Annotated in this window: 25 protein-coding genes and 1 riboswitch; of the genes, 12 read left to right on the top strand and 13 right to left on the bottom strand. The window is 59.2% G+C overall.

Going from position 1 to position 24,597, the window contains the following annotated elements; all coding sequences use genetic code 11:
• Nucleotides 1-5: 5 nt before the first annotated feature.
• On the bottom strand, nucleotides 6-1,388 hold the full coding sequence (rhlE, locus tag IB212_RS06990; protein ID WP_028012434.1) for an ATP-dependent RNA helicase RhlE: 1,383 nt from the start codon (nucleotides 1,386-1,388) through the stop codon (nucleotides 6-8).
• 205 nt (nucleotides 1,389-1,593) lie between these two features.
• Here rhlE and cecR point away from each other — a divergent pair, with 205 nt between their 5' ends.
• The 5 genes from cecR to IB212_RS06965 are packed head-to-tail and all read left to right on the top strand — an operon-like array spanning nucleotide 1,594 to nucleotide 7,234.
• The gene (cecR, locus tag IB212_RS06985) at nucleotides 1,594-2,268 is read left to right on the top strand and encodes a transcriptional regulator CecR (protein WP_060572562.1); all 675 of its coding nucleotides are present in this window, start codon (nucleotides 1,594-1,596) and stop codon (nucleotides 2,266-2,268) included.
• The gene (gene hlyD / locus IB212_RS06980; RefSeq protein WP_188245782.1) at nucleotides 2,268-3,263 is read left to right on the top strand and encodes a secretion protein HlyD; all 996 of its coding nucleotides are present in this window, start codon (nucleotides 2,268-2,270) and stop codon (nucleotides 3,261-3,263) included. Before cecR ends, hlyD begins: the two co-directional genes overlap by 1 nt.
• Nucleotides 3,256-4,995 carry an ATP-binding cassette domain-containing protein gene (locus tag IB212_RS06975; RefSeq protein ID WP_041910725.1) on the top strand — a complete coding sequence of 580 codons (1,740 nt, stop codon included), beginning with the start codon at nucleotides 3,256-3,258 and terminating at the stop codon, nucleotides 4,993-4,995. The genes hlyD and IB212_RS06975 overlap by 8 nt, the downstream gene beginning before the upstream one ends.
• Entirely contained in the window at nucleotides 4,985-6,118 is a 1,134-nt protein-coding gene (locus IB212_RS06970; protein ID WP_188245768.1) for an ABC transporter permease, read from the top strand. Before IB212_RS06975 ends, IB212_RS06970 begins: the two co-directional genes overlap by 11 nt.
• Nucleotides 6,119-6,127: 9 nt before the next feature.
• Entirely contained in the window at nucleotides 6,128-7,234 is a 1,107-nt protein-coding gene (locus tag IB212_RS06965) for an ABC transporter permease (protein WP_041910726.1), read from the top strand.
• Here IB212_RS06965 and IB212_RS06960 read toward each other — a convergent pair.
• Nucleotides 7,196-7,606 (bottom strand): YbhQ family protein, encoded by a 411-nt coding sequence (locus IB212_RS06960; protein WP_028012428.1) that lies wholly within the window; start codon nucleotides 7,604-7,606, stop codon nucleotides 7,196-7,198. The genes IB212_RS06965 and IB212_RS06960 overlap by 39 nt on opposite strands.
• A gap of 133 nt (nucleotides 7,607-7,739) precedes the next feature.
• On the opposite strand from IB212_RS06960, the gene IB212_RS06955 reads away from it, so the two are divergent.
• The 3 genes from IB212_RS06955 to IB212_RS06945 are packed head-to-tail and all read left to right on the top strand — an operon-like array spanning nucleotide 7,740 to nucleotide 10,698.
• Nucleotides 7,740-8,501 carry an endonuclease/exonuclease/phosphatase family protein gene (locus tag IB212_RS06955; protein ID WP_041910727.1) on the top strand — a complete coding sequence of 254 codons (762 nt, stop codon included), beginning with the start codon at nucleotides 7,740-7,742 and terminating at the stop codon, nucleotides 8,499-8,501.
• A complete protein-coding gene (gene clsB / locus IB212_RS06950; RefSeq protein WP_045259955.1) occupies nucleotides 8,498-9,736 on the top strand; it encodes a cardiolipin synthase ClsB in 1,239 nt (412 codons plus the stop codon). The genes IB212_RS06955 and clsB overlap by 4 nt, the downstream gene beginning before the upstream one ends.
• Nucleotides 9,736-10,698: a YbhN family protein gene (locus tag IB212_RS06945; RefSeq protein WP_188245769.1), complete on the top strand. Its 963-nt coding sequence runs from the start codon at nucleotides 9,736-9,738 to the stop codon at nucleotides 10,696-10,698. The genes clsB and IB212_RS06945 overlap by 1 nt, the downstream gene beginning before the upstream one ends.
• 105 nt (nucleotides 10,699-10,803) lie before the next feature.
• Here IB212_RS06945 and IB212_RS06940 read toward each other — a convergent pair whose 3' ends face one another.
• From IB212_RS06940 to moaA, 6 genes are all read right to left on the bottom strand, one after another.
• The gene (locus IB212_RS06940) at nucleotides 10,804-11,511 is read right to left on the bottom strand and encodes a Bax inhibitor-1/YccA family protein (protein ID WP_010428846.1); all 708 of its coding nucleotides are present in this window, start codon (nucleotides 11,509-11,511) and stop codon (nucleotides 10,804-10,806) included.
• A 64-nt stretch (nucleotides 11,512-11,575) separates the two neighbouring features.
• Nucleotides 11,576-12,028, bottom strand: coding sequence for a molybdopterin synthase catalytic subunit MoaE (moaE, locus tag IB212_RS06935; RefSeq protein ID WP_041910729.1), 453 nt, complete (start codon nucleotides 12,026-12,028; stop codon nucleotides 11,576-11,578).
• A 1-nt stretch (nucleotide 12,029) separates the two neighbouring features.
• A complete protein-coding gene (gene moaD / locus IB212_RS06930; RefSeq protein ID WP_045259953.1) occupies nucleotides 12,030-12,275 on the bottom strand; it encodes a molybdopterin synthase sulfur carrier subunit in 246 nt (81 codons plus the stop codon).
• Nucleotides 12,268-12,753 (bottom strand): cyclic pyranopterin monophosphate synthase MoaC, encoded by a 486-nt coding sequence (gene moaC / locus IB212_RS06925; RefSeq protein ID WP_008501142.1) that lies wholly within the window; start codon nucleotides 12,751-12,753, stop codon nucleotides 12,268-12,270. The genes moaD and moaC overlap by 8 nt, the downstream gene beginning before the upstream one ends.
• A 3-nt stretch (nucleotides 12,754-12,756) precedes the next feature.
• Nucleotides 12,757-13,269 carry a molybdenum cofactor biosynthesis protein B gene (gene moaB / locus IB212_RS06920; protein ID WP_028012422.1) on the bottom strand — a complete coding sequence of 171 codons (513 nt, stop codon included), beginning with the start codon at nucleotides 13,267-13,269 and terminating at the stop codon, nucleotides 12,757-12,759.
• Between the two features lie 24 nt (nucleotides 13,270-13,293).
• The gene (moaA, locus tag IB212_RS06915) at nucleotides 13,294-14,283 is read right to left on the bottom strand and encodes a GTP 3',8-cyclase MoaA (protein ID WP_041910732.1); all 990 of its coding nucleotides are present in this window, start codon (nucleotides 14,281-14,283) and stop codon (nucleotides 13,294-13,296) included.
• A riboswitch (molybdenum cofactor riboswitch) is annotated at nucleotides 14,271-14,404 on the bottom strand. (Overlaps the previous gene by 13 nt.)
• 225 nt (nucleotides 14,405-14,629) lie before the next feature.
• On the opposite strand from moaA, the gene yvcK reads away from it, so the two are divergent.
• Complete coding sequence (gene yvcK, locus IB212_RS06910) at nucleotides 14,630-15,538, top strand: uridine diphosphate-N-acetylglucosamine-binding protein YvcK (protein WP_028012420.1); 909 nt, start codon at nucleotides 14,630-14,632, stop codon at nucleotides 15,536-15,538.
• A gap of 74 nt (nucleotides 15,539-15,612) precedes the next feature.
• On the opposite strand, the gene uvrB is transcribed toward yvcK, so the two are convergent.
• Entirely contained in the window at nucleotides 15,613-17,628 is a 2,016-nt protein-coding gene (uvrB, locus tag IB212_RS06905; protein ID WP_028012419.1) for an excinuclease ABC subunit UvrB, read from the bottom strand.
• A 750-nt stretch (nucleotides 17,629-18,378) separates the two neighbouring features.
• Between uvrB and IB212_RS06900 the strand changes: the two genes are divergently transcribed.
• Nucleotides 18,379-19,101: an ABC transporter ATP-binding protein gene (locus IB212_RS06900; protein ID WP_188245770.1), complete on the top strand. Its 723-nt coding sequence runs from the start codon at nucleotides 18,379-18,381 to the stop codon at nucleotides 19,099-19,101.
• Here the strand turns inward: IB212_RS06900 and bioD are convergent.
• Genes bioD through bioB form a run of 4 tightly spaced genes read right to left on the bottom strand, consistent with a single transcriptional unit; the run spans nucleotide 19,064 to nucleotide 22,691 of the window.
• Nucleotides 19,064-19,765, bottom strand: coding sequence for a dethiobiotin synthase (bioD, locus tag IB212_RS06895; RefSeq protein ID WP_060573558.1), 702 nt, complete (start codon nucleotides 19,763-19,765; stop codon nucleotides 19,064-19,066). The two genes, IB212_RS06900 and bioD, sit on opposite strands and share 38 nt — an antisense overlap.
• Nucleotides 19,758-20,513, bottom strand: coding sequence for a malonyl-ACP O-methyltransferase BioC (gene bioC / locus IB212_RS06890; protein WP_188245771.1), 756 nt, complete (start codon nucleotides 20,511-20,513; stop codon nucleotides 19,758-19,760). The genes bioD and bioC overlap by 8 nt, the downstream gene beginning before the upstream one ends.
• Nucleotides 20,497-21,654 (bottom strand): 8-amino-7-oxononanoate synthase, encoded by a 1,158-nt coding sequence (gene bioF, locus IB212_RS06885; protein ID WP_047363790.1) that lies wholly within the window; start codon nucleotides 21,652-21,654, stop codon nucleotides 20,497-20,499. Before bioF ends, bioC begins: the two co-directional genes overlap by 17 nt.
• Nucleotides 21,651-22,691: a biotin synthase BioB gene (bioB, locus tag IB212_RS06880; RefSeq protein ID WP_045259947.1), complete on the bottom strand. Its 1,041-nt coding sequence runs from the start codon at nucleotides 22,689-22,691 to the stop codon at nucleotides 21,651-21,653. Before bioB ends, bioF begins: the two co-directional genes overlap by 4 nt.
• Nucleotides 22,692-22,777: 86 nt before the next feature.
• Here bioB and bioA point away from each other — a divergent pair, with 86 nt between their 5' ends.
• Both bioA and IB212_RS06870 read left to right on the top strand, forming a co-directional pair.
• Complete coding sequence (bioA, locus tag IB212_RS06875) at nucleotides 22,778-24,067, top strand: adenosylmethionine--8-amino-7-oxononanoate transaminase (protein ID WP_409033783.1); 1,290 nt, start codon at nucleotides 22,778-22,780, stop codon at nucleotides 24,065-24,067.
• Between the two features lie 48 nt (nucleotides 24,068-24,115).
• Nucleotides 24,116-24,592, top strand: coding sequence for a kinase inhibitor (locus tag IB212_RS06870; protein WP_047363793.1), 477 nt, complete (start codon nucleotides 24,116-24,118; stop codon nucleotides 24,590-24,592).
• Nucleotides 24,593-24,597: the final 5 nt, after the last annotated feature.

The raw sequence follows: 24,597 nt of genomic DNA, 5'->3' as shown, positions 1-24,597 counted from the left end.
CCAGATTACTGCGGGTTAGCAGGCTTGCGCGGGCGGCGTCGGCGCTGCCCCTCGCCTGCCGGTTTCCCTTCGCCGCTGCGCCACGGGCTTTCACCCGCCGGCTTGCCGTCGTTATTACGACGCGGCGGTTTGCCGGATGACTTCGGCGCGCCACCTTCAGCACGACGCGGCTGCTGGCCGCGACCACCGCCGCCCTGACCGCGACCACCACCCTGACGACCGTTCTGAATCGGCTCCGCTTTGATGGACGGGTCCACTTCATAGCCCGGGGTTTCGATGCGCGGGATCTCTTTCTTCAGCAGGCGTTCGATGTCGCGCAGCAGCTTGTGCTCGTCCACGCAGACCAGAGAGAGCGCCTCACCTGTTGCCGCCGCACGACCGGTACGGCCGATACGGTGAACGTAGTCTTCCGGGACGTTTGGCAGCTCGTAATTCACCACGTGCGGCAGCTCTTCAATATCGAGGCCACGGGCAGCGATGTCGGTCGCCACCAGCACGCGGATGTCGCCGGATTTGAAGTCCGCCAGCGCACGGGTACGCGCCCCCTGGCTCTTGTTACCGTGGATCGCCGCGCTGCGGATGCCGTCTTTATTCAGCTGTTCCGCCAGGTGGTTCGCGCCGTGCTTGGTGCGGGTAAAGACCAGCACCTGCTGCCAGTTGCCCTGACCGATCATCTGGGAGAGCAGCTCCCGCTTGCGCTTTTTATCCACAAAGTGAACGTGCTGCGTCACCTGCTCGGAAGCGGTGTTGCGGCGCGCCACTTCCACTTCCAGCGGGTTATGCAGCAGCTTTTCCGCCAGCGCCTTGATCTCATCGGAGAAGGTCGCGGAGAAGAGCAGGTTCTGGCGACGCGGCGGCAGCTTCGCCAGCACGCGACGAATATCATGAATGAAGCCCATATCGAGCATGCGGTCGGCTTCGTCCAGCACCAGAATTTCAATGCTGTCGAGCTTAACCGCGTTCTGGTGTTCCAGATCCAGCAGACGGCCCGGCGTTGCCACCAGCACGTCCACGCCGCCGCGCAGCTTCATCATCTGCGGGTTAATGCTCACGCCACCGAAAACCACCAGCGAGCGAATGTTGAGATAGCGGCTGTACTCACGCACGTTCTCGCCAATCTGGGCTGCCAGCTCGCGGGTTGGGGTGAGGATCAGCGCGCGCACCGGACGACGGCCTTTGGCGTGCGGCTGGTTTTTTACCAGCAGCTCTAACAGCGGCAGGGTAAAGCCCGCGGTTTTACCGGTGCCGGTCTGGGCGCTGGCCATCAGGTCACGGCCCTGAAGCACGGCCGGAATAGCCTGCTGCTGGATAGGGGTTGGCTCAACGTAGCCCTGCTCTGCGATCGCGCGCAGAATTTCCGGGTTCAGGCCAAGGGAATCAAAAGACATAAAAACTCCGAACCGCCCCGACCATCACAGGTGTAGTTTTCAGGGAGATATCACGAATAGAAGGACAAAAACCACAATGTCGCGAAGGTGCGGAGTGTAGCAGCTTTTGTGACGTGGCGCATAAAATATCCCTGTCGTATCCCTCGACGATTTAGCGATTCAGGTATAATTTTAATCAATCGATTGATTAATTTTTAATGCCGACATGAATACGACACCGACGACAACCAAAGGTGAACAGGCCAAAAGCCAGCTTATCGCCGCCGCGCTGGCGCAGTTTGGCGAGTATGGCCTGCATGCCACCACGCGGGATATCGCCGCCCAGGCCGGGCAAAACATTGCGGCCATTACCTACTATTTTGGCTCAAAAGAGGATTTATACCTCGCCTGCGCCCAGTGGATTGCCGATTTTATTGGCAACAATTTTCGCCCGCACGTTGAGGAGGCCACCGCGCTGCTGAGCCAGCCGACGCCGGATCGTACCGCTATCAGGCAACTTATTCTCAATGCCTGCCACAATATGATCCGCCTGCTGACGCACGACGATACGCTCAACCTGAGCAAATTTATCTCCCGCGAGCAGCTCTCCCCCACTGCCGCTTATCAGCTGGTACACGATCAGGTGATTGCCCCGATGCACACCCATCTGACCCGGCTGATTGCCGCCTTCACCGGGCGGGACGCCAGCGATACCGACACCATTTTGCATACCCACGCCCTGCTGGGCGAAATTCTCGCCTTCCGTCTGGGGCGTGAAACCATCCTGTTACGCACGGGCTGGGCACAATTCGATGAGGATAAAGCCGCGCAGATTAGCCAGGTCATCACCTGTCATCTCGATCTGATCCTGCAAGGCTTAACGCAAAGGAGTCTGAAGTGATGAAAAAACCTGTCGCCATCGTTCTGGTGGTTGTTGTTTTGCTTGCCGCGGGAATCGGTGGCTGGCTGTGGTATCAGAGCCAGCAGGATCGGGGCCTGACGCTGTACGGTAACGTGGATATTCGCACGGTGAATATGAGCTTCCGCGTCGGCGGACGTCTCGCCTCGCTGAGCGTTGACGAAGGCGATGCCATCAAAGCCGGGCAGACGCTGGGCGTGCTGGATAAAGCCCCCTTTGAGAACGCGCTGATGCAGGCAAAAGCCGGCGTCTCCGTCGCCCAGGCGCAGTATGACCTGATGCTGGCAGGCTATCGCGATGAGGAGATTGCCCAGGCCGCTGCCGCCGTTAAGCAGGCCAAAGCCGCCTACGACTACGCGCAGAACTTCTATAACCGCCAGCAAGGGCTGTGGAAAAGCCGCACCATTTCCGCCAACGATCTGGAAAACGCGCGGTCATCCCGCGACCAGGCGCAGGCGACGCTGAAATCCGCGCAGGATAAATTAAGCCAGTACCGCTCCGGTAACCGCGAGCAGGACATCGCCCAGGCGAAGGCCAGCCTCGAGCAGGCGCAGGCGCAGCTTGCCCAGGCGGAGCTGGATCTGCGCGACACTATCTTAACCGCCCCGTCTGACGGCACGCTGATGACCCGCGCGGTAGAGCCGGGCAGCATGCTCAGCGCGGGCAGCACCGTCTTGACGCTGTCCTTAACCCGTCCGGTATGGGTGCGGGCCTACATTGATGAGCCGAATCTCGGCCAGATGCAGCCGGGCCGCGAGCTGCTGCTCTATACCGACGGTCGCCCGGACAAGCCGTATCACGGCAAAGTGGGCTTTGTCTCCCCTACCGCCGAATTCACGCCGAAAACCGTTGAAACGCCGGATCTGCGTACCGACCTCGTGTACCGTCTGCGCATCATCGTCACCGACGCGGACGACGCGCTGCGTCAGGGCATGCCTGTTACCGTGACCTTAAACGACGGGGAACGACATGAATGATGCGGTTATCCAGCTCAACAATCTGGTCAAACGCTTCCCCGGAATGGATAAACCGGCGGTCGCGCCGCTGAACTGCACCATTCAGAAAGGCTACGTGACCGGACTGGTGGGCCCGGACGGCGCGGGCAAAACCACGCTGATGCGGATGCTGGCGGGGCTGCTGAAGCCGGATGAAGGCTCGGCCAGCGTGCTTGGCCTTGACCCGATAAAAGACGACGGCGCGCTCCACGCCATGCTCGGCTATATGCCGCAGAAGTTTGGCCTGTACGAAGATTTAACGGTGATGGAGAACCTCAATCTGTACGCCGACCTGCGCAGCGTCACCGGTGAAACCCGGCAGAAAACCTTTGCCCGACTGCTCGAATTTACCTCCCTCGGCCCGTTCACCGACCGGCTGGCGGGCAAGCTTTCCGGCGGGATGAAGCAGAAGCTGGGGCTGGCCTGTACGCTGGTGGGCGAGCCGAAGGTGCTGTTGCTCGATGAGCCCGGCGTCGGCGTGGACCCGATCTCCCGCCGCGAGCTGTGGCAGATGGTGCACGAGCTGGCGGGCGACGGGATGCTGATCCTCTGGAGCACCTCCTACCTCGACGAAGCGGAGCAGTGCCGGGACGTGCTGCTGATGAACGAGGGCGAACTGCTCTATCAGGGCGAACCGACCGAGCTTACGCACACCATGGCCGGGCGCAGTTTTCTGCTGCACAGCCCGCAGGAGTCCAACCGCAGGCTGCTGCAGCGGGTGCTGAAGCTGCCGCAGGTGAGCGACGGGATGATTCAGGGCCGCTCGGTGCGCGTGATCCTCAAAAAAGAGGCCACCGTCGACGATATTCGCCGTGCGCCGGGCATGCCTGAGATTGAAATGGACGAGACCGCCCCGCGCTTTGAAGATGCGTTTATCGATCTTCTGGGCGGTGCAGGCACATCGGAATCGCCCCTTGGCGCAATCCTGCACACGGTGGAAGGCACGCCGGGCGAAACGGTTATTGAAGCGAAATCGCTGACCAAAAAATTCGGGGACTTCGCCGCCACCGACAACGTCAACTTTGCGGTGAAGCGCGGCGAGATATTTGGCCTGCTCGGGCCGAACGGGGCGGGAAAATCCACCACCTTTAAAATGATGTGCGGCCTGCTGGTGCCGACGTCCGGCAAGGCGCTGGTGCTGGACATGGATCTCAAGGTCAGTTCCGGCAAAGCACGCCAGCATCTCGGCTATATGGCGCAGAAGTTCTCGCTGTACGGCAACCTGACGGTCGAGCAGAATCTGCGCTTTTTCTCTGGGGTGTACGGCCTGCGCGGGCGGGCGCAGAATGAAAAAATCCGCCGCATGAGCGACGCCTTCGGGTTAACGAATATTGCGTCCCACGCCACCGACGAGCTGCCGCTCGGCTTTAAGCAGCGGCTGGCGCTGGCCTGCTCGCTGATGCACGAGCCGGATATCCTGTTTCTTGATGAACCTACGTCAGGCGTCGATCCCCTCACCCGCCGCGAGTTCTGGCTGCATATCAACAGCATGGTGGAAAAAGGCGTGACCGTGATGGTCACCACCCACTTTATGGATGAGGCGGAATACTGCGACCGCATCGGGCTGGTCTATCGCGGCAAGCTGATTGCCCACGGCACGCCGGACGACCTGAAAGCGCAGGCCGCCGACGACGCACAGCCAGACCCGACCATGGAGCAGGCGTTTATCACCCTCATCCACGACTGGGATAAGGAGAATGCTCATGCGCAGTAACGCCCTTTCCTGGCGCCGGGTGCGTGCCCTGTGCATCAAAGAGACGCGGCAGATCGTGCGCGATCCCAGCAGCTGGCTGATTGCGGTGGTGATTCCCCTGCTGCTGCTGTTTATCTTTGGCTACGGCATTAACCTCGACTCCAGCAAGCTGCGGGTCGGGATTTTGCTGGAGCAGCAGAGCGAAGAGGCGCTGGACTTCACCCATGCCATGACCGGCTCACCCTACATTGACGCCACCGTCAGCGACAACCGGCAGGAACTGCTCCAGAAAATGCAGGCCGGGAAAATTCGCGGCCTGATCGTCATCCCGGTGAATTTCGCCGCCAACATGGCGCGCCCGGGCGCCGATGCGCCGATTCAGGTGATTACCGACGGCAGCGAGCCGAACACCGCCAACTTCGTGCAGGGCTATGCGGAGGGGATCTGGCAGCTCTGGCAGATGCAGCGCGCCGAAGACCGGGGCGAGACGTTTGAACCGCTCATCGATGTGCAGACGCGCTACTGGTTTAACCCCGCCGCCATCAGCCAGCACTTTATTATTCCGGGGGCGGTGACCATCATTATGACGGTGATTGGCGCGATCCTCACCTCGCTGGTCATCGCCCGCGAGTGGGAACGCGGCACTATGGAGGCGCTGCTCTCCACCGAGGTGACGCGGGTTGAGCTGCTGCTGTGCAAGCTCATCCCCTACTACTTCCTCGGCATGCTGGCGATGCTGCTCTGCATGCTGGTCGCGGTCTTTATTCTTGGCGTGCCGTATCGCGGCTCGCTGGTGGTACTGTTCTTTATCACCAGCCTGTTTTTACTCAGCACGCTGGGGATGGGGCTGTTAATTTCCACCATCACCCGCAACCAGTTTAACGCCGCGCAGGTGGCGCTCAACGCCGCTTTCCTGCCATCGATTATGCTCTCCGGGTTTATCTTCCAGATAGACAGCATGCCTGCGGTGATCCGCGCTGTGACCTACATCATTCCGGCGCGCTACTTCGTGAGCACGCTGCAAAGCCTGTTCCTGGCGGGGAATATTCCGGTGGTGCTGATTATCAATACCCTGTTTTTGCTGGCGTCGGCGGTGATGTTTATCGGGTTGACGTGGCTGAAAACCAAACGGCGACTGGATTAAGGAGCGCACATGTTTCACCGCTTATGGACATTGATCCGCAAAGAGCTGCAGTCCCTGCTGCGCGAGCCGCAAACCCGCGCCATTCTGGTGCTGCCGGTGCTGCTTCAGGTTTTATTGTTCCCGTTTGCCGCCACCCTTGAGGTAACTAACGCCACCATTGCCATTTATAATGAAGACAACGGCAAACACGCCGTCGAGCTGACGCAGCGTTTTGCCCGGGCGAAGGCCTTTACCCACATCCTGTTGCTGAAAAGCCCGCAGGAGATCCAGCCCACTATCGACACGCAAAAAGCGCTGCTGCTGGTGCGTTTTCCGGCGGATTTCTCCCGCAATCTGGATACCTTCCAGACCGCGCCAATGCAGCTGATCCTCGACGGGCGCAACTCCAACAGCGCCCAGATAGCGGCCAACTACCTGCAGCAGATAGTGAAGGAGTATCAGCAGGAGCTGATGGAGGGCAAACCGAAGCCCAATAACAGCGAGCTGGTGGTGCGCAACTGGTACAACCCGAATCTGGACTACAAGTGGTTTGTGGTGCCGTCGCTGATCGCCATGATCACCACCATCGGGGTGATGATCGTGACCTCCCTGTCCGTGGCCCGCGAGCGCGAACAGGGCACGCTGGATCAGCTGCTGGTTTCCCCGCTCGCCACCTGGCAGATTTTCGTCGGCAAAGCGGTACCGGCGCTGATCGTCGCCACCTTCCAGGCCACCATCGTGCTGGGAGTGGGAATTTGGGCCTACGAGATCCCGTTCGCCGGATCGCTGGCGCTGTTTTACTTCACGATGGTGATTTACGGGCTGTCGCTGGTGGGGTTTGGGCTGCTGATTTCAGCGCTCTGCTCCACGCAGCAGCAGGCATTTATCGGGGTATTCGTCTTTATGATGCCGGCGATTCTGCTCTCCGGGTACGTGTCGCCCGTCGAGAACATGCCGGTGTGGCTGCAGGATTTAACGTGGATAAACCCGATTCGACACTTTACGGATATCACCAAGCAGATCTATCTGAAGGATGCGAGTCTGGACATTGTCTGGGGAAGTTTGTGGCCGCTACTGGTCATAGCGGCCACGACGGGGTCAGTGGCCTATGCGATGTTTAGACGCAACATTGCGTAGCTTTTTCTCTTTAGTGAGCAGCGACACTACCGCTGGCCCTGCAAGGATTGCCAGACCCGCCAGGGCCAGCAGCAGGTTGTTTTGCAGCACGCGTGACAGCAGCCACAGCACGATCATCGCGGCACCAAAGTACCAGGTGGTGGTGAGCTCTTCGAGCACATCACCCACCTCGCGCCAGCGCGCGTCATGGTGGCGCTGTAAGAACAGCATCGACAGCACGGTGACGCCATAGAGGACGCATAGCCCTAAGCCAACACGCACCAGCGTGCCGCTCATCAAGCCCATCACCAGTACGGCCACGACCAGTAAATGCAACATTATCTGCCAGCAACTCAAACCCGTTGCGACACGAACACGTTGTTGCCACTTCATGGCTTCTCTCCTGAAGGATTTTTCTCTGCTTAATCAGACTACCGCACTTTACGGAAAATTCCGTAACGCCGCATCTTTTTGTGACGCCGACTACACTTTATTTTCATCGGGATAGTCACCCAGGAAGGTGTTTATGAGCAAAAAAACGCAGCATTTCTCGCTTAAGGTGCTGACGATAAACATTCATAAGGGCTTCACAGCATTTAACCGCCGCTTCATTTTACCGGAGCTGCGCGACGCGGTACGCACCGTCAGCGCGGACATTGTCTGCCTGCAGGAGGTGATGGGCGCGCACGAGGTACACCCCATGCATTTCGAAAACTGGCCCGATACGCCGCACTATGAATTCCTGGCCGACACCATGTGGAGCGATTACGCTTACGGCCGCAACGCGGTCTATCCGGAAGGCCATCACGGTAATGCGGTGCTGTCGCGTTTTCCTATAGAACATTATGAGAACCGGGACGTTTCCGTCGGGGAGAGCGAAAAGCGCGGGCTGCTTTACTGCCGCATCACGCCGCCGGAACTTGACGTTCCGGTTCACGTGGGCTGCGTTCACCTCGGACTGCGTGAAGCCCACCGCCAGGCGCAGCTGCAGATGCTGGCGGACTGGACCAATGCGCTGCCGGAAGGCGAACCCGTGGTGGTCGCCGGGGATTTTAACGACTGGCGGCAGCGCGCCAACCATCCGCTGAAGGTCAAAGCGGGACTGGAGGAAATTTTCACCCGGGCCCATGGTCGTCCCGCACGGACATTTCCGGTGCGCTTCCCCCTGCTGCGCCTGGACCGCATCTACGTGAAAAATGCGCATGCCAGCAGCCCGACGGCGCTGGCGTTACTGAACTGGCGACATCTTTCCGACCATGCCCCGCTGAGCGCGGAGATCCACTTATGAAATGCACCTGGCAGGAAGGTAACCGTATTACGCTGCTGGAAAACGGCGATAACTTTTATCCGGCGGTCTTTGAGGCGATTAGCCACGCACAGCAGAAAGTCTACCTTGAAACGTTTATCTGGTTTGAAGACGACGTTGGCAGGCAGCTGCACAGCGTACTGCTGCATGCCGCCCGGCGCGGGATAAAAATCGAGGCCCTGCTCGATGGATATGGCTCGCCGGATCTTAGCGATGAATTTGTTAACGAGCTCACCGCCGCCGGCGTGGTGTTCCGCTATTACGATCCCGGTCCGCGTCTGTTCGGCATGCGCACCAACCTGTTCCGCCGCATGCACCGCAAAATCGTCGTAGTGGACGAAACGGTGGCGTTCGTGGGCGGCATTAACTACTCCGCCGAACATATGTCGGATTACGGCCCGGAGGCCAAGCAGGACTACGCGATCCGCATTGAGGGACCGGTGGTTCAGGACATCCAGCTGTTCGTGCTGGAAAACTTGCCCGGTAAAGAGGCCGCTCGCCGCTGGTGGCGACGCCGTCATCGCCCGGAAGAGAACCGCAAGCCCGGCGAAGCGCAGGCGCTGTTTGTCTGGCGGGACAACGAGGAGCATCGGGACGATATTGAACGTCATTACCTGAAGATGCTGGCCAATGCGAAGCGCGAAGTGATTATCGCCAACGCCTATTTCTTCCCCGGCTACCGTATTCTGCACGCCATGCGCAACGCGGCCCGACGCGGCGTGAGCGTTAAACTGATTGTGCAGGGCGAGCCGGATATGCCGATTGTGAAGGTGGGCGCGCGCCTGCTCTACCGCTACCTGGTGAAAAGCGGCGTGCAGATATATGAATACCGCCGCCGCCCGCTGCACGGCAAAGTGGCCGTCATGGATGACCACTGGGCAACCGTCGGATCCAGTAACCTCGATCCGCTGAGCCTGTCGCTGAACCTGGAAGCGAACCTGATCATCCACGACCGTCAGTTTAACCAGACCCTGCGGGATAACCTTCAGGGACTTATCCATAAGGACTGCGTACGGGTGGATGAGTCCATGGTGCCGAAACGGAGCTGGTGGAACGTTGGCATCGGCGTGGTGGTGTTCCACTTCCTGCGCCACTTCCCGGCGATGGTCGGCTGGCTGCCGGCGCATACGCCGAAGCTGGCGCAGGTTGATCCGCCGGTACAACCCGAAATGGAAACCCAGGACCGCGTTGAAGCGGAAGATGGAGGCAAACCCTGATGTCAAAATCTCATCCTCGCTGGCGGCTGGCGAAAAAAATCCTCACCTGGGTATTCTTTATTGCGGTCGCGGTACTGCTGGTGGTCTACGCGCAGAAAGTGGACTGGGAAGAGGTGTGGAAGGTCATCCGCAACTATAACCTGCTGGTGCTGCTGGGCGCCGTAGGGCTGGTTATCGTCAGCTACCTGATGTACGGCTGCTATGATCTGCTCGGTCGCGCCTACTGCGGCCACAAGCTGGCTAAACGTCAGGTGATGCTGGTGTCGTTTATCTGCTACGCCTTCAACCTGACGCTGAGCACCTGGGTGGGCGGCATCGGCATGCGCTATCGCCTGTACTCGCGTCTCGGATTACCGGGTGGCACCATCACCCGCATTTTCTCACTGAGTATCACCACCAACTGGCTGGGGTACATTCTGCTGGGCGGGGTGATTTTCACCATCGGCGTGGTGCAGCTGCCCGCGCACTGGTATATCGACGAGGCCACGCTGCGCATTCTCGGCATCGTGCTGCTGCTGATCATCGCCGTGTATCTGTGGGCCTGCGCCTTTGCCAAACGCCGCCATATGACCATTAAAGGGCAGAAACTGGTACTGCCGTCGTGGAAGTTCGCGGTGCTGCAGATGGCGGTATCCAGCGCCAACTGGATGGCGATGGGGGCGATCATCTGGCTGTTGATTGGCGAGGACGTGAACTACTTCTTCGTGCTGGGCGTGCTGCTGGTGAGCAGTATCGCCGGGGTTATCGTGCATATTCCGGCGGGAATTGGTGTACTGGAGGCGGTGTTTATCGCGCTGCTGGCCGGAGAACATGTTTCACAGGGGACGATTATTGCCGCCCTGCTCGCCTACCGCATGCTCTATTACTTCCTGCCGCTGGCGCTGGCAACGGTCTGTTATCTGGTGCTGGAGAGCCGGGCGAAAAAGTTACGGGCGAAAAATGAAAAGGCAATGGCGAAATAAAAGCAAAACGGCAACTTTGTTGCCGTTTTTAGTGTTTGTTCCCTCTCCCGTGGGAGAGGGTCAGGGTGAGGGCACCAGACCGCACCGCCACCCGGCAAAACAACCCTAGCGACGGTTGCCGAAAATCCGCAGCAGCATCAGGAACAGGTTGATGAAGTCCAGATACAGCGTCAGCGCGCCCAGAATCGAGTATTTGCGCAGGTTGGAACTGTCGCGCACGTCAATCTGCTCGCCGATGTTTTTCAGCTTCTGAGTGTCATAGGCCGTCAGCCCGACAAAGACCACCACCCCGATATAGGTCACGGCCCACATCAGCGCGTCGCTCTTGAGCCACAGGTTCACCAGCGATGCCAGCACAATCCCGATCAGCCCCATAAACAGCATATTACCTAAGCCGCTCAGGTCACGTTTGGTGGTGTAACCGTACAGGCTCATCACGCCGAACATCCCGCCGGTCACCACGAAGGTGCTGGCGATGGAGGAGTAGGTGTAGACGATGAAAATGCTGGAGAGCGTCAAACCGGTCAGCGCCGAATAGAGCATAAACAGCGTGGTCGCCATTCCGGCACTGAGTTTCTGCACCAGGCCGGAAAGCACAAACACCAGCGCCAGCTGTGCGATAATCAGCCCAAAGAAGGTGATTTTGCTGGAGAAGATAAACATCATCAGCTCAGGCGTGTTCGCCGCATACCACGCGATAAACGCGGTAAGCAGCAGGCCGACCGTCATCCAGCCGTACACCTGCGCCATATACGTCTGCAGGCCGCTACGGGTCTGCTGTACTATTGAATCGGAACGCGGAAATCGGTCCATGATTCACTCCTGATTAAGGTTAAGAAGACACACACGTTAAGAGTAACACATCCACGTAAACCGACTACCAACGGCTGGCGGCCTGTTTATCGCTGTCGCGAGATTCCACCCAGCGCTCGCCTTCCGGCGTGGCTTCGCGCTTCCAGAACGGCGCTTTGGTTTTGAGGTAATCCATAATGAACTCCCCTGCCGCAAAGGCGCTACCGCGGTGCGCGCTGGTCACGCCGACAAAGACAATCTCTTCGCCGGGCCACATCTCGCCGATGCGGTGGATCACCGTGACCCGCCCGAGCGGCCAGCGGCCTCGCGCTTCATCCACAATTGCCGCCAGCGATTTCTCCGTCATGCCCGGATAGTGCTCCAGCGTCAGCGCTTTTACGCTGTCGCCGAGATTGTGGTTACGCACTTTACCGGTGAACGTAACGACCGCGCCGTCTTCATCGCGCTCCGCCAGCCAGTCATATTCTGTACCGACGTTAAAGCGCTCGGGACCGACCAGAATTCGGGTTTCAGCCATCTTAGCCCCCTGTGACCGGCGGGAAGAAGGCCACTTCATCCCCTTCAGTCAGCGGGTGGGTGAACTCCACCAGCGTCTGGTTAACGGCCGCCAGCAGCTTGCCTTCGTCGAGCGCCAGCGCCCAGCGGTCGCTTTGTGCCGCCAGGTGCGCGCGCAGGGCGGCGACGTTTTCAAAAGAGGCGTCCAGCGTCAGGCTGTCGGTATTGACCAGCTCACGCACCTGGGCGAAAAAGAGCACCTTAATCATGGCTGTCCACCTTAAAATCACCGGATTTGCCGCCGCTTTTTGCCAGCAGACGAACCGGGCCAATCACCATATCTTTCTGCACCGCTTTGCACATGTCGTAGATGGTCAGCGCGGCGACGGAGGCCGCCGTCAGGGCTTCCATCTCCACGCCGGTTTTGCCGGTTAAGCGGCAGAGGGACTCAATACGCACGCGGTTGTGCTCCGGCTGCGCCTGCAGGTTCACTTCCACCTTGCTCAGCATCAGCGGATGGCAGAGCGGGATGAGGTCCCAGGTCCGTTTTGCAGCCTGAATACCGGCGATGCGGGCGGTGGCAAAGACGTCGCCCTTATGGTGGCTGCCGTCGATAATCATCGCCAGCGTCTCAGGCAGCATGGTGACGAATGCCTCAGCACGCGCCTCGCGCACCGTTTCGGCCTTGGCGGAGACATCCACCATATGCGCTTCGCCAGCGGCGTTAATGTGGGTCAGTTGTGACATAGTTTACTTCTTCAAATGGGGATGAAAATTACACGGACGGGTACGGGCATCCAGCTGCGGGGCAATAATATTTTCCCATGCGGTGCGACAGGCTTTGGTCGAACCCGGCATGGCGAAAATCAGCGTGTTGTTTGCCACGCCGGCCACCGCGCGCGACTGCAGCGTGGAGGTGCCAATCTCTTCAAAGGAGAGCATGCGGAACACCTCGCCGAAGCCTTCCACCTCGCGGTCAAACAGCGGGATCAGCGCCTCGGGGGCCTGATCGCCCGCGGTAAAGCCGGTGCCGCCGGTGATCAGCACCACCTGCACCTCAGCACTGGCGATCCACTGCGAAACCTGCGCGCGAATGGCGTAGCGGTTCTCTTTCACAATCGCTTTATCGACGATGGTATGCCCCGCGTCATGGGCCGCCTCACGCAGCCAGTGGCCGGAGGTATCATCCTCTTCTCCACGGCGGTCGGAAACGGTAAGAATAGCAATGCGTGTCGGGATAAATTCTGCGCTGACCTGACTCATCTTCTGATTCCTTCTAAAGACTGATTACCCGCCGATGTAAGACAGGTTCTGAGTAATGCCGGTATTGCCCTGATGCAGGAAATGGGTCTGCTTTTTGTGCGTCAGCGCTTCAGAAATGCGTGCTTGAAGTGCGGCCTGTTGGGCATCGTCTTCCAGCAGATCGCGAAGATCCACGCCACCGTCGCCAAACAGGCAGAGATGAAGCTTGCCCACCGACGATACGCGCAGGCGGTTACAGCTGGCGCAGAAGTCTTTTTCATAGGGCATGATAAGCCCAATTTCGCCTTCGTAATCCGGGTGACAAAAGACCTGTGCCGGGCCGTCGCTGCGCTGGCGGATCTGGTGGATCCAGCCGCGTTTCAGCAGCGCGTCGCGCAACACCATGCCGGAAATATGGTGACGGCGGAACAGCTCGCTGCCCTCGCCCGTTTCCATCAGCTCGATAAAACGCAGTTGAATGGGACGGGATTTAATCCACGCCAGGAAGGTGTCCAGCTGATGGTGGTTTACGTCGCGCATCAGCACCGTGTTGACTTTGACCTTTTCGAACCCGGCGGTAAACGCCGCATCGATGCCGTCCATCACCTGGCGGAACTTGTCCTGACCGGTAATGGCGTGAAACTGCCGGGCATCAAGGCTGTCCACGCTGACGTTGATCGCGGTTAGGCCAGCGTCGCGCCAGTTGGCCACGTCACGCGCCATGCGATAACCGTTGGTGGTCACCGCGATCTGGCGGATGCGTTCGTTTTCGCGAACGGCGGCAATGATGTCGGGGAAATCGCGGCGCAGGGAGGGTTCGCCACCGGTCAGACGGACTTTTTCGGTACCGAGCTCAGAGAACGCACGCGTGACGCGGCGCACTTCATCCACGGAGAGAAAGCCATTATTGGTGACACTGCCCGGCTTGTAGCCATCGGGCAGGCAGTAGGTGCAACGGAAGTTGCACACATCGGTAATCGACAGACGCAAGTAGTAAAACTTACGCGCGAAAGCATCAGTAAGTTGTGAAGCCATGTACACCTTTCCAGATCGGGAGGCACAGTCATTTCTTTCTGTACCCTGGTGGCAAATCCGCCACGGCCAGGGCGCCATATCATTCGACACAGGCGCCAGGGCTAGAGTGTATGTTTTCAGTTTTGAAAACGTGGTTATGGCGATAGTAGCGTGGAAATCGACACTCCGCCATTGTCGCTTTTCGCTATATAATTATGTATATAGCGATTCAGTCCTGCATTTTCGCTACAGAATACCTAAAAACCGCATTTTCGCATTGATATACGTCATTTTGCATTGGGTGAGGCATCGTCTTTTGGGGGTAGTTAGGTTACTGTTACGCGATCGAACGTGATAAGGAATACGTATGCGCAATCGCACTTTTGCGGATCTTGACCGAGTGGTCGCTCTTGGCGGAGGCCACGGCCTGGGCCGCGTCATGTCCTCTTTGTCGTCACTGGGCTCACGGCTGACAGGGATAGTGACAACCACCGACAACGGCGGCTCAACCGGGCGGATCAGGCGGGCTGAAGGCGGCATTGCCTGGGGAGATATGCGCAACTGCCTGAACCAGTTAATTACCGAGCCGAGCGTCGCGTCGGCGATGTTTGAGTACCGTTTTGGCGGCAATGGCGAACTTTCCGGGCATAACCTCGGAAATCTGATGTTAAAGGCGCTGGATCACCTGAGTGTACGGCCTCTGGAAGCCATCAACTTAATCCGTAATCTACTCAAGGTGGATGCATTCCTGATCCCCATGTCTGAACAACCGGTTGACTTGATGGCAATCGATGCCGAAGGGCATGAAGTTTACGGCGAGGTGAATATTGACCAGCTCCTCCTGCCGCCAACGGAGTTGATGACCTATCCGAGCGTGCCCGCCACGCGGGAAGCGGTGGAGGCCATTGGTGAAGCGGATCTTATCCTGATCGGTCCAGGCAGTTTTTATACCAGCCTGATGCCCATTCTGCTGGTAAAAGAGCTGGCGCAGGCGCTGCGTCGCACCCCTGCCCCGATGGTCTATATCGGTAACCTGGGCCGTGAGCTGAGTCCGGCAGCGGCGAGCCTGTCGCTGGCGGACAAGCTGGACCTGATGGAGCAGTACGTCGGTAAGAAAATTATCGACGGTGTCGTGGTTGGGCCAAAAGTGGATGTGACAGGGATTGGCGATCGCGTGGTGGTGCAGGAGCCGCTGGAAGCCAGCGATATTAAATATCGTCACGACCGCCACCTGCTGCGCGAGGCGCTGGAGAAAGCGATTCAGGCGTTGGGTTAGGTTCGCTTTGTGCGGCCTGATGCCCTCACCCCAGCCCTCTCCCACAGGGAGAGGGGGAATACACGCCGCTTTACCTATGATGCCGCAATAAACAGATCCCGCAGCTGATGAAGCTGGTCGCGGATCTGTGCCGCCTCTTCGAACTCCAGGTTCTGGGCATGCTGCATCATCTGCCCTTCCAGCTCGTGGATCTTCTGCTGCAGCGCCTTCGGCGTCAGTACGACGGTATCTTCTTCCACCACTGAACGTGCCTTGCCGCGGCCTTTCGCTTTGGTCTTCGCAATGTTCTGACCCAGCGCCAGAATATCCACCACCTTCTTGTTCAGCCCCTGCGGCGTAATGCCGTGCTCTTCGTTGTAGCGCTGCTGCTTCTCGCGTCGGCGTTCCGTTTCGCCAATCGCTTTCGCCATCGACGGGGTGATTTTGTCGCCGTACAGAATCGCTTTCCCGTTGACGTTACGCGCGGCGCGGCCAATGGTCTGGATCAGGGAGCGTTCAGAGCGCAGGAAGCCCTCTTTATCGGCGTCCAGAATCGCCACCAGCGAGACTTCCGGCATATCCAGACCTTCTCGCAACAGGTTGATCCCCACCAGCACGTCAAACTCGCCCAGACGCAGATCGCGGATAATCTCCATGCGCTCCACGGTGTCGATATCCGAGTGCAGATAGCGCACCTTCTCACCGTGTTCTTCAAGATACTCAGTCAGGTCTTCCGCCATGCGCTTGGTGAGCGTCGTTACCAGCACGCGCTCGTTGATGGCTGAACGGGCGCGGATCTCAGAGAGCAGATCGTCCACCTGGGTCGCCACCGGGCGCACTTCGATAATCGGGTCCAGCAGCCCGGTCGGACGGACCACCTGGTCGATCACCTCATCGCCCGATTTTTCCAGCTCGTAGTTGCCCGGCGTAGCCGACACGTAGATGGTCTGCGGCGCCAGCGCCTCAAACTCTTCAAACTTCATCGGACGGTTATCCAGCGCAGACGGCAGGCGGAAGCCATACTCCACCAGCGTCTCTTTACGCGCGCGGTCACCGCGGTACATCCCGCCGATCTGCGGGATCGTGACGTGGGATTCGTCGATCACCAGCAGACCGTCGGCCGGAAGGTAGTCAAACAGCGTCGGCGGTGGCTCGCCCGGCCCGCGCCCGGAGAGGAAGCGCGAGTAGTTTTCGATACCCGAGCAGTAGCCCAGCTCGTTCATCATCTCCAGATCGAACTGGGTGCGCTGGCTCAGGCGCTGCTCTTCCAGCAGCTTATTGTTAGCCAGAAGCACCTTACGGCGCTCTGCAAGCTCCTCTTTGATCTCTTCCATCGCCTGCACGATACGCTCTCGTGGCGTCACGTAGTGCGTTTTAGGGTAGATGGTAAAACGCTGTATCACCGACTCAACGTGGCCGGTCAGCGGGTCGAACAGTGACAAACGCTCGACCTCTTCGTCAAACAGCTCGACGCGCAGCGCCATATCGTCCGATTCCGCCGGGAAGATGTCGATCACCTCACCGCGCACGCGGAACGTCCCGCGCTGGAAGGCCTGGTCATTTCGGGTGTACTGCAGCTCGGCCAGACGGCGCAAAATTGCGCGCTGATCGATGATCATCCCCTGCGTCAGGTGCAGCATCATCTTCAGATAGAGATCCGGATCGCCCAGGCCGTAAATCGCCGAAACAGACGCGACCACAACCACATCGCGTCGCTCAAGCAGCGCCTTGGTCGCCGACAGTCGCATCTGTTCGATGTGTTCGTTCACCGAAGCATCTTTCTCGATGAAGGTATCAGAGCTCGGCACATAGGCTTCCGGCTGGTAGTAATCGTAGTAGGAGACAAAATACTCCACCGCGTTTTCCGGGAAGAACTCTTTCATCTCGCCGTAAAGCTGTGCCGCGAGAGTTTTATTGGGTGCAAGCACCATCGTGGGGCGCTGCAGGTCAGCGATCACGTTGGCGACAGTAAACGTTTTGCCCGAGCCGGTTACCCCCAGCAGCGTCTGGTGCGCCAGCCCGTCTTCCAGCCCCTCTTTAAGACGACGGATCGCCTCAGGCTGATCGCCAGAGGGGCGGAAAGCAGAATTCAGTTTGAACGGTTTACTCATGGGCGACGACCTGATGACGTTATAAGCGGCAGGTGAGTAATTTTACTCGTTGTTGCCAGGAATGCCAGTAAAAAACACTGGATGAAAAACCAGTAGCGTGTCAGGATATTTAGCGTAGCGGCGGAGTGATTAGCGCGTTAGCGGACAAAATTTAGGCTCTGACGAGATAAAAAACCAGCCAGGTTGGGTTATCCCCAGAACTTTTTCTTTTTTAACATTTGTCAAGCCAGGTAATGATAGTTTTATGGCAACGAGTGACACTTTCATTACGGTAATTGCTTTTATCTAAGCAATTAAATTTTAAACGATATTTTCTAAAGCCGCGTTTCGCGTCAATTTGGGCGAAAGCCGCGTCTTCTCTCGCTTATCGCGTGTTTTCTAACTCTAATGCACATGGTTATCCACAGGAATAGTGGATAACTGCTTCCAGCCCGTGTAGACCGCCGCTCAGCAAATTCCCGGATTTTCCCACGAGGCGGCAACAAAAAATTTTTATAGCTCTTTTTTGACGATAAACAGTTGAGTCATTCATAACCAACAGATGCGATCCTGCTCACATTTCAGCCATTTTTCGTCCTGCACCACAACTCACCATTCCCGGCACCGTCGATGTGCAAGCCACGCGTTTTTACCCTGCTCTCCTGTGGCTTATTCCTAAAAAAGTCGTTTTTTTAATCGATTTCAGGTTTCTGGCAAGCGTTTTGCAGCTTCACGTCAGGCCTATCCCTACGCATTTTTAAGGAGAGAAAGATGTTGAGTCTGCGTGCAGTGAATCAGTTTTACGGAAGCCAACATACGCTATGGAACGTGGATTTGGATTTTCCGCAAGGGATGTGTACAGGCATCATAGGCCTGCCGGGGATGGGCAAAACCACCCTGATGAACTGCATTACCGGAAACATCCCCGTCGAAAGCGGCACGATTATCTGGCATGAAGCGGGCGCACCGCCGCGTGATTTGCTCAGCCCGGCACCGGAACAACGTTCAGAGCCGGGAATAGGCTATGTGCCGCAGGACAGGCGTATTTTCTCTCAACTGACGATTGAGGAGAATCTGCATATTGCCATGCGGGCGATGGGGAAACCCGACCCGGCGGCGAAAAGCGACGTATACGATCTGTTCCCGGAACTCTACGCGCGACGTCAGACGCGGGGCAATGCCCTTTCGCCAGAGGATCAGTATCAGCTTGCCCTGGCGAATGCACTGGTCAACCGCCCGCGGATGCTGATTCTGGATGAGCCTACGCATGGGGCAGGACACGGATTTGCCCAGAAACTGGCGCAGCTGCTGGTGCGCTTAAACCGGGAGTTAGGCATGACGGTGCTGCTGGCAGAGCAGCAGCTGTCGTTTATCCGCCGGGTGGCGGATCGGTTTTGCATGCTTTATCGCGGGCGTAACGTGGCTCAGGGCCACGTTAGCGAGCTGAACGATGAGCTTATCGCCCACTGGATGTCGCGGGAAGCAAGACGCTGAGGTCGAGATAACGCCCGGTTTCGGCCTGCTCAGCATCGCCAGCAATCCAGGGGATTTCCCCGAGGAACGGTGCCGGGAGCACGCGCTTGAGGGTCGCCAGATACTCCTGATGCCGCCTGCCCGGCGCAACCACGTCGTTGGCTATCCAGCCTGCCAGCGTCAGCCCTGCCTGCTGAACGGCCTGCGCCGTCAGCATGGCGTGATTGATGCAGCCCAGCTTCACGCCGACGACCAGAATGACCGGAAGCCGCTCGGCCTGCACCCAGTCAGCAAAGGTCTGCGTGTCCGAAAGTGGCGTAAACCAGCCTCCCGCGCCTTCCACCAGCACCCAGTCGGCCTGGCTTTCCAGCGTCCGTAACCCGGCAGACAGCACGGCGAAATCAATCGGACGGCCTTCCTCAGCGCTGATAATGTGCGGCGACGTCGGCTCGGCAAAGGTATAGGGATTCACCGCCGAATAGGCAAGCTCAAGGCTACTGTTACGCTGGAGCGCCAGCGCGTCGGTGTTGCGTAACCCTTCCGCCGTCATCTCGCTGCCGGAAGCCACGGGCTTATATCCGGCGGTGTTTTTTCCGAGCAGTCGTGCCGCCTGCAGCAGCGCAGCGCTGGCAACCGTTTTGCCCACTTCCGTATCCGTGCCGGTAACAAAATAACGTTCAGTCACGTTCGATAATCCCATGAAAAAGTTGATAAGAGAGCGGGAAAAGGCCCCGCTGCTGCGGCCAGGCCAGCTCAAGGCGCTGCAGTTGCCCCCGGGTAAGCGGTTTTTTCTCGCGTCCGGTATGCAGGTGCGTGGCGCCGATGCCCTTCAGCGAACGCATGGCGCTGAACGCATCGCTAAAATTGAGCGTGATGGTCTGCACCGTGCTGCGATAGCGCCAGCCTGCCAGCGCCTGCGTCACCTGCTCATGCGATAAAAATCGGTTAGCGTGCGGCTGTTCATCCACCGCTTTCCAGGCCTGATTCAGCTCCGGCAGCGAACTTTCCAGCAAGGTGGTAAAGGCCACCTTCCCGCCCGGCCGCGCCACGCGATAAAGCTCGCGCAGGGCCTGCGGCAGGCTGCTGCACCACTGAACCGCCAGATGGCTCCAGACCAGATCAAACTGCGCGTCCGCCAGCGGGATCGCCTCGATATCGGCCACTACATAGTGGTGCGCAGCCTGCTGCTGGCGCGCCTCGTCCAGCATGGCGGGCGACAGGTCGATGGCCGTCACCTCGCTCCCCGCCTCGCGCCAGTAGCGGCTGTTGCTGCCGGGACCACAGCCGGCGTCCAGCACCTGCGGGAAGCGGTTCTCGCCAAGCGCGGCCAGAAGCCCCTGCGCGCTCTGGCGCTGGAGTTCATCGTGCTGCGAATAGCTCCGCGCGGCCCGGCCAAACGCCGCCGCAACGGCCTGCTTATTCACCGGCATCATGAAGCGCCTCCAGCAGCGTCTGGATATCCTGCGCCTCATGCGCCGCCGTCAGGGTTAAGCGCAGACGCGCGGTGCCTGGCGGCACGGTTGGCGGACGAATGGCCGTTACCCACATCCCCCGCTCGCGCAGCGCCTGGGCCAGCGCCAGCGCGCGGCCGTTTTCGCCGACAATCACGGGCTGGATGGCGCTCTGCGAATCGGGACTCTGGAAGGGAAGCGCCGCCAGTCCCTGACGGAAGCAGGAGATATGCTCTGCCAGCTGCTGACGGCGTTCATCCCCTTCTGCGCTGCGGATCACCGCCAGCGACGCCGACAGCGCCACGGCCTGCGCCGGGGGCATGCTGGTGCTGTAGATGAGGTGTCGGGCAAACTGCAGCAGATAGTCGGCGACAGATTCGCTGCACAGCACGGCGGCGCCGCTGACGCCAAAGCCTTTGCCGAAGGTAACCACAAGCAGTTCCGGCTTCACGTTTTGTTGATGGGCGCTGCCGCGTCCTTCATCGCCCATCACCCCAGTACCGTGAGCATCATCGACCAGCAGCCAGGCGTTTTGCCGCTTTGCGGCCTCGTGAAGCGCGGCAAGCGGCGCACTGTCGCCGTCCATGCTGAACACCCCTTCCGTGACTGCCAGCTGTTGCCCATCGCAGGGTTTGTCCAGCAGCGAGGCGAGCTGTGACGCATCGTTATGGGCAAAGCGGCGCAGCTGCGCCGGACTTAAGTTTGCCGCCTCCAGCAGCGAGGCGTGGCTTAAGCGGTCGGCGACAATGCGATCGTCCTTGCCCATCAGGGCCGTGATGACCGCCTGGTTGGCGGCAAATCCGGAGATAAACAGCAGCGCGCGCGGATAGCCCAGCCAGTCGGCCAGCTCTTTCTCCAGCGCCTGATGCGCCGTGGTGTATCCGCTGACGTGCCCCGAGCCACCGCTGCCCACGCCAAACCGCTCCGCGCCCTGCTGCCAGGCGCGGACGATGGCCGGATGCTGGCTCAGTCCGAGATAGTCATTGCTGGAGAAATTACAAAACTGCCGTCCCTCGCGGGTCAGAAAACGGCCCGCGCCGTTTTCCACCACCCTGCGAACGCGAAACGCCTCTGCCGCCCGGCGTTCTTCCAGCGCGGCATTAATCCGTACCTGCCAGGTCATACGGCTGCCGCGTTGTAGAACTGGTCGGTGTCGGCGTTGAGAATCTGCTGCTCCAGCTGCTGCTGTTGCTCGTTATCGCCCGTCAGCACCTCGGTCTGGTGCGGGTTCAGCCCCAGCTTGCGGAACAGCTGAACGTCTTTGTCCTCTTCCGGGTTCGGCGTGGTCAGCAGCTTGCAGCCGTAGAAGATGGAGTTGGCGCCGGCCATAAAGCACATCGCCTGGGTCTGCTCGTTCATCTGCTCGCGGCCCGCAGAGAGGCGAACGTAAGAGGTCGGCATCATGATGCGCGCCACCGCGATGGTGCGAATAAAATCAAACGCATCCACGTCCTCGTTATCCGCCAGCGGCGTGCCCTTGACCTTCACCAGCATATTGATGGGCACGCTTTCCGGCGGGGTCGGCAGGTTCGCCAGCTGCAGCAGCAGACCCGCGCGGTCTTTCACCGTTTCGCCTAAGCCCACGATGCCGCCGGAGCAGACCTTGATCCCTGCATCACGCACTTTGTCCAGCGTGTCCAGGCGCTCCTGATAGGTGCGCGTGGTGATGATGTTGCCGTAAAATTCCGGGGAGGTGTCCAGGTTGTGGTTGTAGTAGTCCAGCCCCGCCGCCGAGAGGCGCTGCGCCTGCTCCTCGTTGAGCGTACCGAGGGTCATGCAGGCTTCGAGGCCCATCTCCTTCACGCCCTTCACCATCTGCTCCAGATAGGGCATGTCGCGGTCATGTGGATTCTTCCACGCGGCGCCCATGCAGAAGCGGGTTGAACCGGCGTTTTTCGCCTTGCGCGCGGAGTCGAGGACCTGCTCGACTTCCATCAGACGCTCGGATTCGAGACCGGTTTTGTAGCGCGCGCTCTGCGGGCAATATTTGCAGTCTTCGGGGCAGGCGCCGGTCTTGATCGACAGCAGCGTGCTGACCTGAACATGACGCGGATCGAAGTGCTGACGATGCACCTGTTGGGCTTCAAACATCAGCTCAAGGAAAGGTTTGTTGAATAATTCAGTAACTTGCGACATCGTCCAGCGTGCGTGGTGAGCCATGGGGCTTCTCCAAAGGGTTTTGTTAATTTTCGGTTCGGTTTATACTCGTAAACCTAAAACTTTTCAAAATGGTTTACAAGTCGATTATGACCCAGGACGATCTCGCCTTCGACAAGCAGCATATCTGGCACCCTTACACCTCCACCACCCGCCCCCTTCCCGTCTATCCGGTGGCCTCCGCCCACGGCTGCGAGCTGCATCTCGCCAGCGGCGAGCGGCTGGTTGACGGGATGTCCTCCTGGTGGGCGGCGATTCACGGATACAACCACCCGCGCCTGAACGCGGCGATGAGGGCCCAGATTGACCAGATGTCGCACGTGATGTTTGGCGGAATCACCCATCAGCCCGCGGTGGATTTATGCCGTCGCCTGGTGGCGATGACGCCTGACTCACTGGAGTGCGTTTTCCTGGCCGATTCCGGCTCGGTGGCGGTGGAAGTGGCGATGAAGATGGCGCTGCAGTACTGGCATGCGAAGGGCGAAACGCGCCAGCGGTTCCTCACCTTCCGCAACGGCTATCACGGGGATACCTTCGGGGCGATGTCGGTCTGCGATCCGGATAACTCCATGCACAGCCTGTGGAAGGGGTATCTGCCGGAAAACCTGTTCGCCCCTGCGCCGCAGAGCCGCTTCGACGGCGAGTGGAACGAGATGGACATGGTCGGATTCGCGCGGCTGATGGCGGCGCATCGTCATGACATCGCCGCCGTGATCCTTGAGCCGATTGTGCAGGGCGCGGGCGGAATGCGGATGTACCATCCGGAATGGCTGAAGCGTATTCGCAAGATGTGCGACCGCGAGGGCATTCTGCTGATTGCCGATGAGATCGCCACCGGCTTTGGCCGCACCGGCAAGCTGTTTGCCTGCGAACACGCGGGCATTGCGCCGGATATTCTGTGTCTGGGTAAAGCGCTGACCGGCGGCACCATGACGCTCTCCGCCACGCTCACGACCCGTCACGTTGCCGATACCATCAGCGACGGCGAGGCGGGCTGCTTTATGCACGGCCCGACGTTTATGGGCAACCCGCTGGCGTGCGCCGTGGCAAGCGAAAGCCTCGCCATTCTGGAGAGCGGCGAGTGGCAGACGCAGGTCGCGGCGATTGAGGCACAGCTGAAAGGAGAGCTGAGCGCCGCCTCGGGGGCGAATTTTGTGGCGGACGTGCGCGTGCTGGGTGCCATCGGGGTGATTGAAACCACCCGCCCGGTGAACATGGCGGCGCTGCAGCGCTTCTTCGTTGAGCAGGGCGTCTGGGTGCGGCCTTTCGGCAAGCTTATCTACCTGATGCCGCCGTACAGCATCACGCCGGAGCAGCTGCGTAAATTAACCGACGCGGTCGTAACAGCCGTTAACATTCCCGCGCATTTCGCGATTTAATCCCATGCGTTACACTTCCTGAACGAGTGAATAACGAGGGTAAACCGTATGAAAATCATCAGTAAAGATCTGCGCGACGGTGAAAAACTCCCCGAACGCCACGTTTTCAACGGCATGGGCTATCAGGGGGATAATATCTCCCCGCACCTGGCGTGGGACGACGTTCCTGCAGGAACCAAAAGCTTTGTCGTGACCTGCTACGACCCGGACGCGCCGACCGGCTCGGGCTGGTGGCACTGGGTTGTGGCGAACCTGCCCGCCGACACGCGCGTGCTGCCGCAGGGTTCCGGTTCAGACCTTGTTGCCCTGCCTGAAGGTGCCATTCAGACGCGCACTGACTTTGGTAAAGCGGGCTACGGCGGCGCGGCGCCACCAAAAGGGGAAACCCACCGCTATATCTTCACGGTGTACGCGCTGGATGTGGAGAAGATTGAGGTCGATGAAGGGGCGAGCGGCGCGATGGTCGGGTTTAACGTGCATTTCCATTCCCTGGGGAGCGCGTCGATTACGGCGATGTATTCCTGAAAAAA

The sequence above is a fragment of the Enterobacter sp. E12 genome (genome assembly GCF_014596715.2).
Classification (GTDB): domain Bacteria; phylum Pseudomonadota; class Gammaproteobacteria; order Enterobacterales; family Enterobacteriaceae; genus Enterobacter; species Enterobacter bugandensis.
This window is presented reverse-complemented; position numbering and strand designations above follow the sequence as displayed.

Excerpts from the sequence above, each read along its gene's own strand:
- rhlE (WP_028012434.1), bottom strand. The coding sequence starts at position 1,388 with ATGTCTTTTGATTCCCTTGGCCTGAACCCGGAAATTCTGCGCGCGATC.
- cecR (WP_060572562.1), top strand. The coding sequence starts at position 1,594 with ATGAATACGACACCGACGACAACCAAAGGTGAACAGGCCAAAAGCCAG.
- hlyD (WP_188245782.1), top strand. The coding sequence starts at position 2,268 with ATGAAAAAACCTGTCGCCATCGTTCTGGTGGTTGTTGTTTTGCTTGCC.
- IB212_RS06975 (WP_041910725.1), top strand. The coding sequence starts at position 3,256 with ATGAATGATGCGGTTATCCAGCTCAACAATCTGGTCAAACGCTTCCCC.
- IB212_RS06970 (WP_188245768.1), top strand. The coding sequence starts at position 4,985 with ATGCGCAGTAACGCCCTTTCCTGGCGCCGGGTGCGTGCCCTGTGCATC.
- IB212_RS06965 (WP_041910726.1), top strand. The coding sequence starts at position 6,128 with ATGTTTCACCGCTTATGGACATTGATCCGCAAAGAGCTGCAGTCCCTG.
- IB212_RS06960 (WP_028012428.1), bottom strand. The coding sequence starts at position 7,606 with ATGAAGTGGCAACAACGTGTTCGTGTCGCAACGGGTTTGAGTTGCTGG.
- IB212_RS06955 (WP_041910727.1), top strand. The coding sequence starts at position 7,740 with ATGAGCAAAAAAACGCAGCATTTCTCGCTTAAGGTGCTGACGATAAAC.
- clsB (WP_045259955.1), top strand. The coding sequence starts at position 8,498 with ATGAAATGCACCTGGCAGGAAGGTAACCGTATTACGCTGCTGGAAAAC.
- IB212_RS06945 (WP_188245769.1), top strand. The coding sequence starts at position 9,736 with ATGTCAAAATCTCATCCTCGCTGGCGGCTGGCGAAAAAAATCCTCACC.
- IB212_RS06940 (WP_010428846.1), bottom strand. The coding sequence starts at position 11,511 with ATGGACCGATTTCCGCGTTCCGATTCAATAGTACAGCAGACCCGTAGC.
- moaE (WP_041910729.1), bottom strand. The coding sequence starts at position 12,028 with ATGGCTGAAACCCGAATTCTGGTCGGTCCCGAGCGCTTTAACGTCGGT.
- moaD (WP_045259953.1), bottom strand. The coding sequence starts at position 12,275 with ATGATTAAGGTGCTCTTTTTCGCCCAGGTGCGTGAGCTGGTCAATACC.
- moaC (WP_008501142.1), bottom strand. The coding sequence starts at position 12,753 with ATGTCACAACTGACCCACATTAACGCCGCTGGCGAAGCGCATATGGTG.
- moaB (WP_028012422.1), bottom strand. The coding sequence starts at position 13,269 with ATGAGTCAGGTCAGCGCAGAATTTATCCCGACACGCATTGCTATTCTT.
- moaA (WP_041910732.1), bottom strand. The coding sequence starts at position 14,283 with ATGGCTTCACAACTTACTGATGCTTTCGCGCGTAAGTTTTACTACTTG.
- yvcK (WP_028012420.1), top strand. The coding sequence starts at position 14,630 with ATGCGCAATCGCACTTTTGCGGATCTTGACCGAGTGGTCGCTCTTGGC.
- uvrB (WP_028012419.1), bottom strand. The coding sequence starts at position 17,628 with ATGAGTAAACCGTTCAAACTGAATTCTGCTTTCCGCCCCTCTGGCGAT.
- IB212_RS06900 (WP_188245770.1), top strand. The coding sequence starts at position 18,379 with ATGTTGAGTCTGCGTGCAGTGAATCAGTTTTACGGAAGCCAACATACG.
- bioC (WP_188245771.1), bottom strand. The coding sequence starts at position 20,513 with ATGATGCCGGTGAATAAGCAGGCCGTTGCGGCGGCGTTTGGCCGGGCC.
- bioF (WP_047363790.1), bottom strand. The coding sequence starts at position 21,654 with ATGACCTGGCAGGTACGGATTAATGCCGCGCTGGAAGAACGCCGGGCG.
- bioB (WP_045259947.1), bottom strand. The coding sequence starts at position 22,691 with ATGGCTCACCACGCACGCTGGACGATGTCGCAAGTTACTGAATTATTC.
- bioA (WP_409033783.1), top strand. The coding sequence starts at position 22,778 with ATGACCCAGGACGATCTCGCCTTCGACAAGCAGCATATCTGGCACCCT.
- IB212_RS06870 (WP_047363793.1), top strand. The coding sequence starts at position 24,116 with ATGAAAATCATCAGTAAAGATCTGCGCGACGGTGAAAAACTCCCCGAA.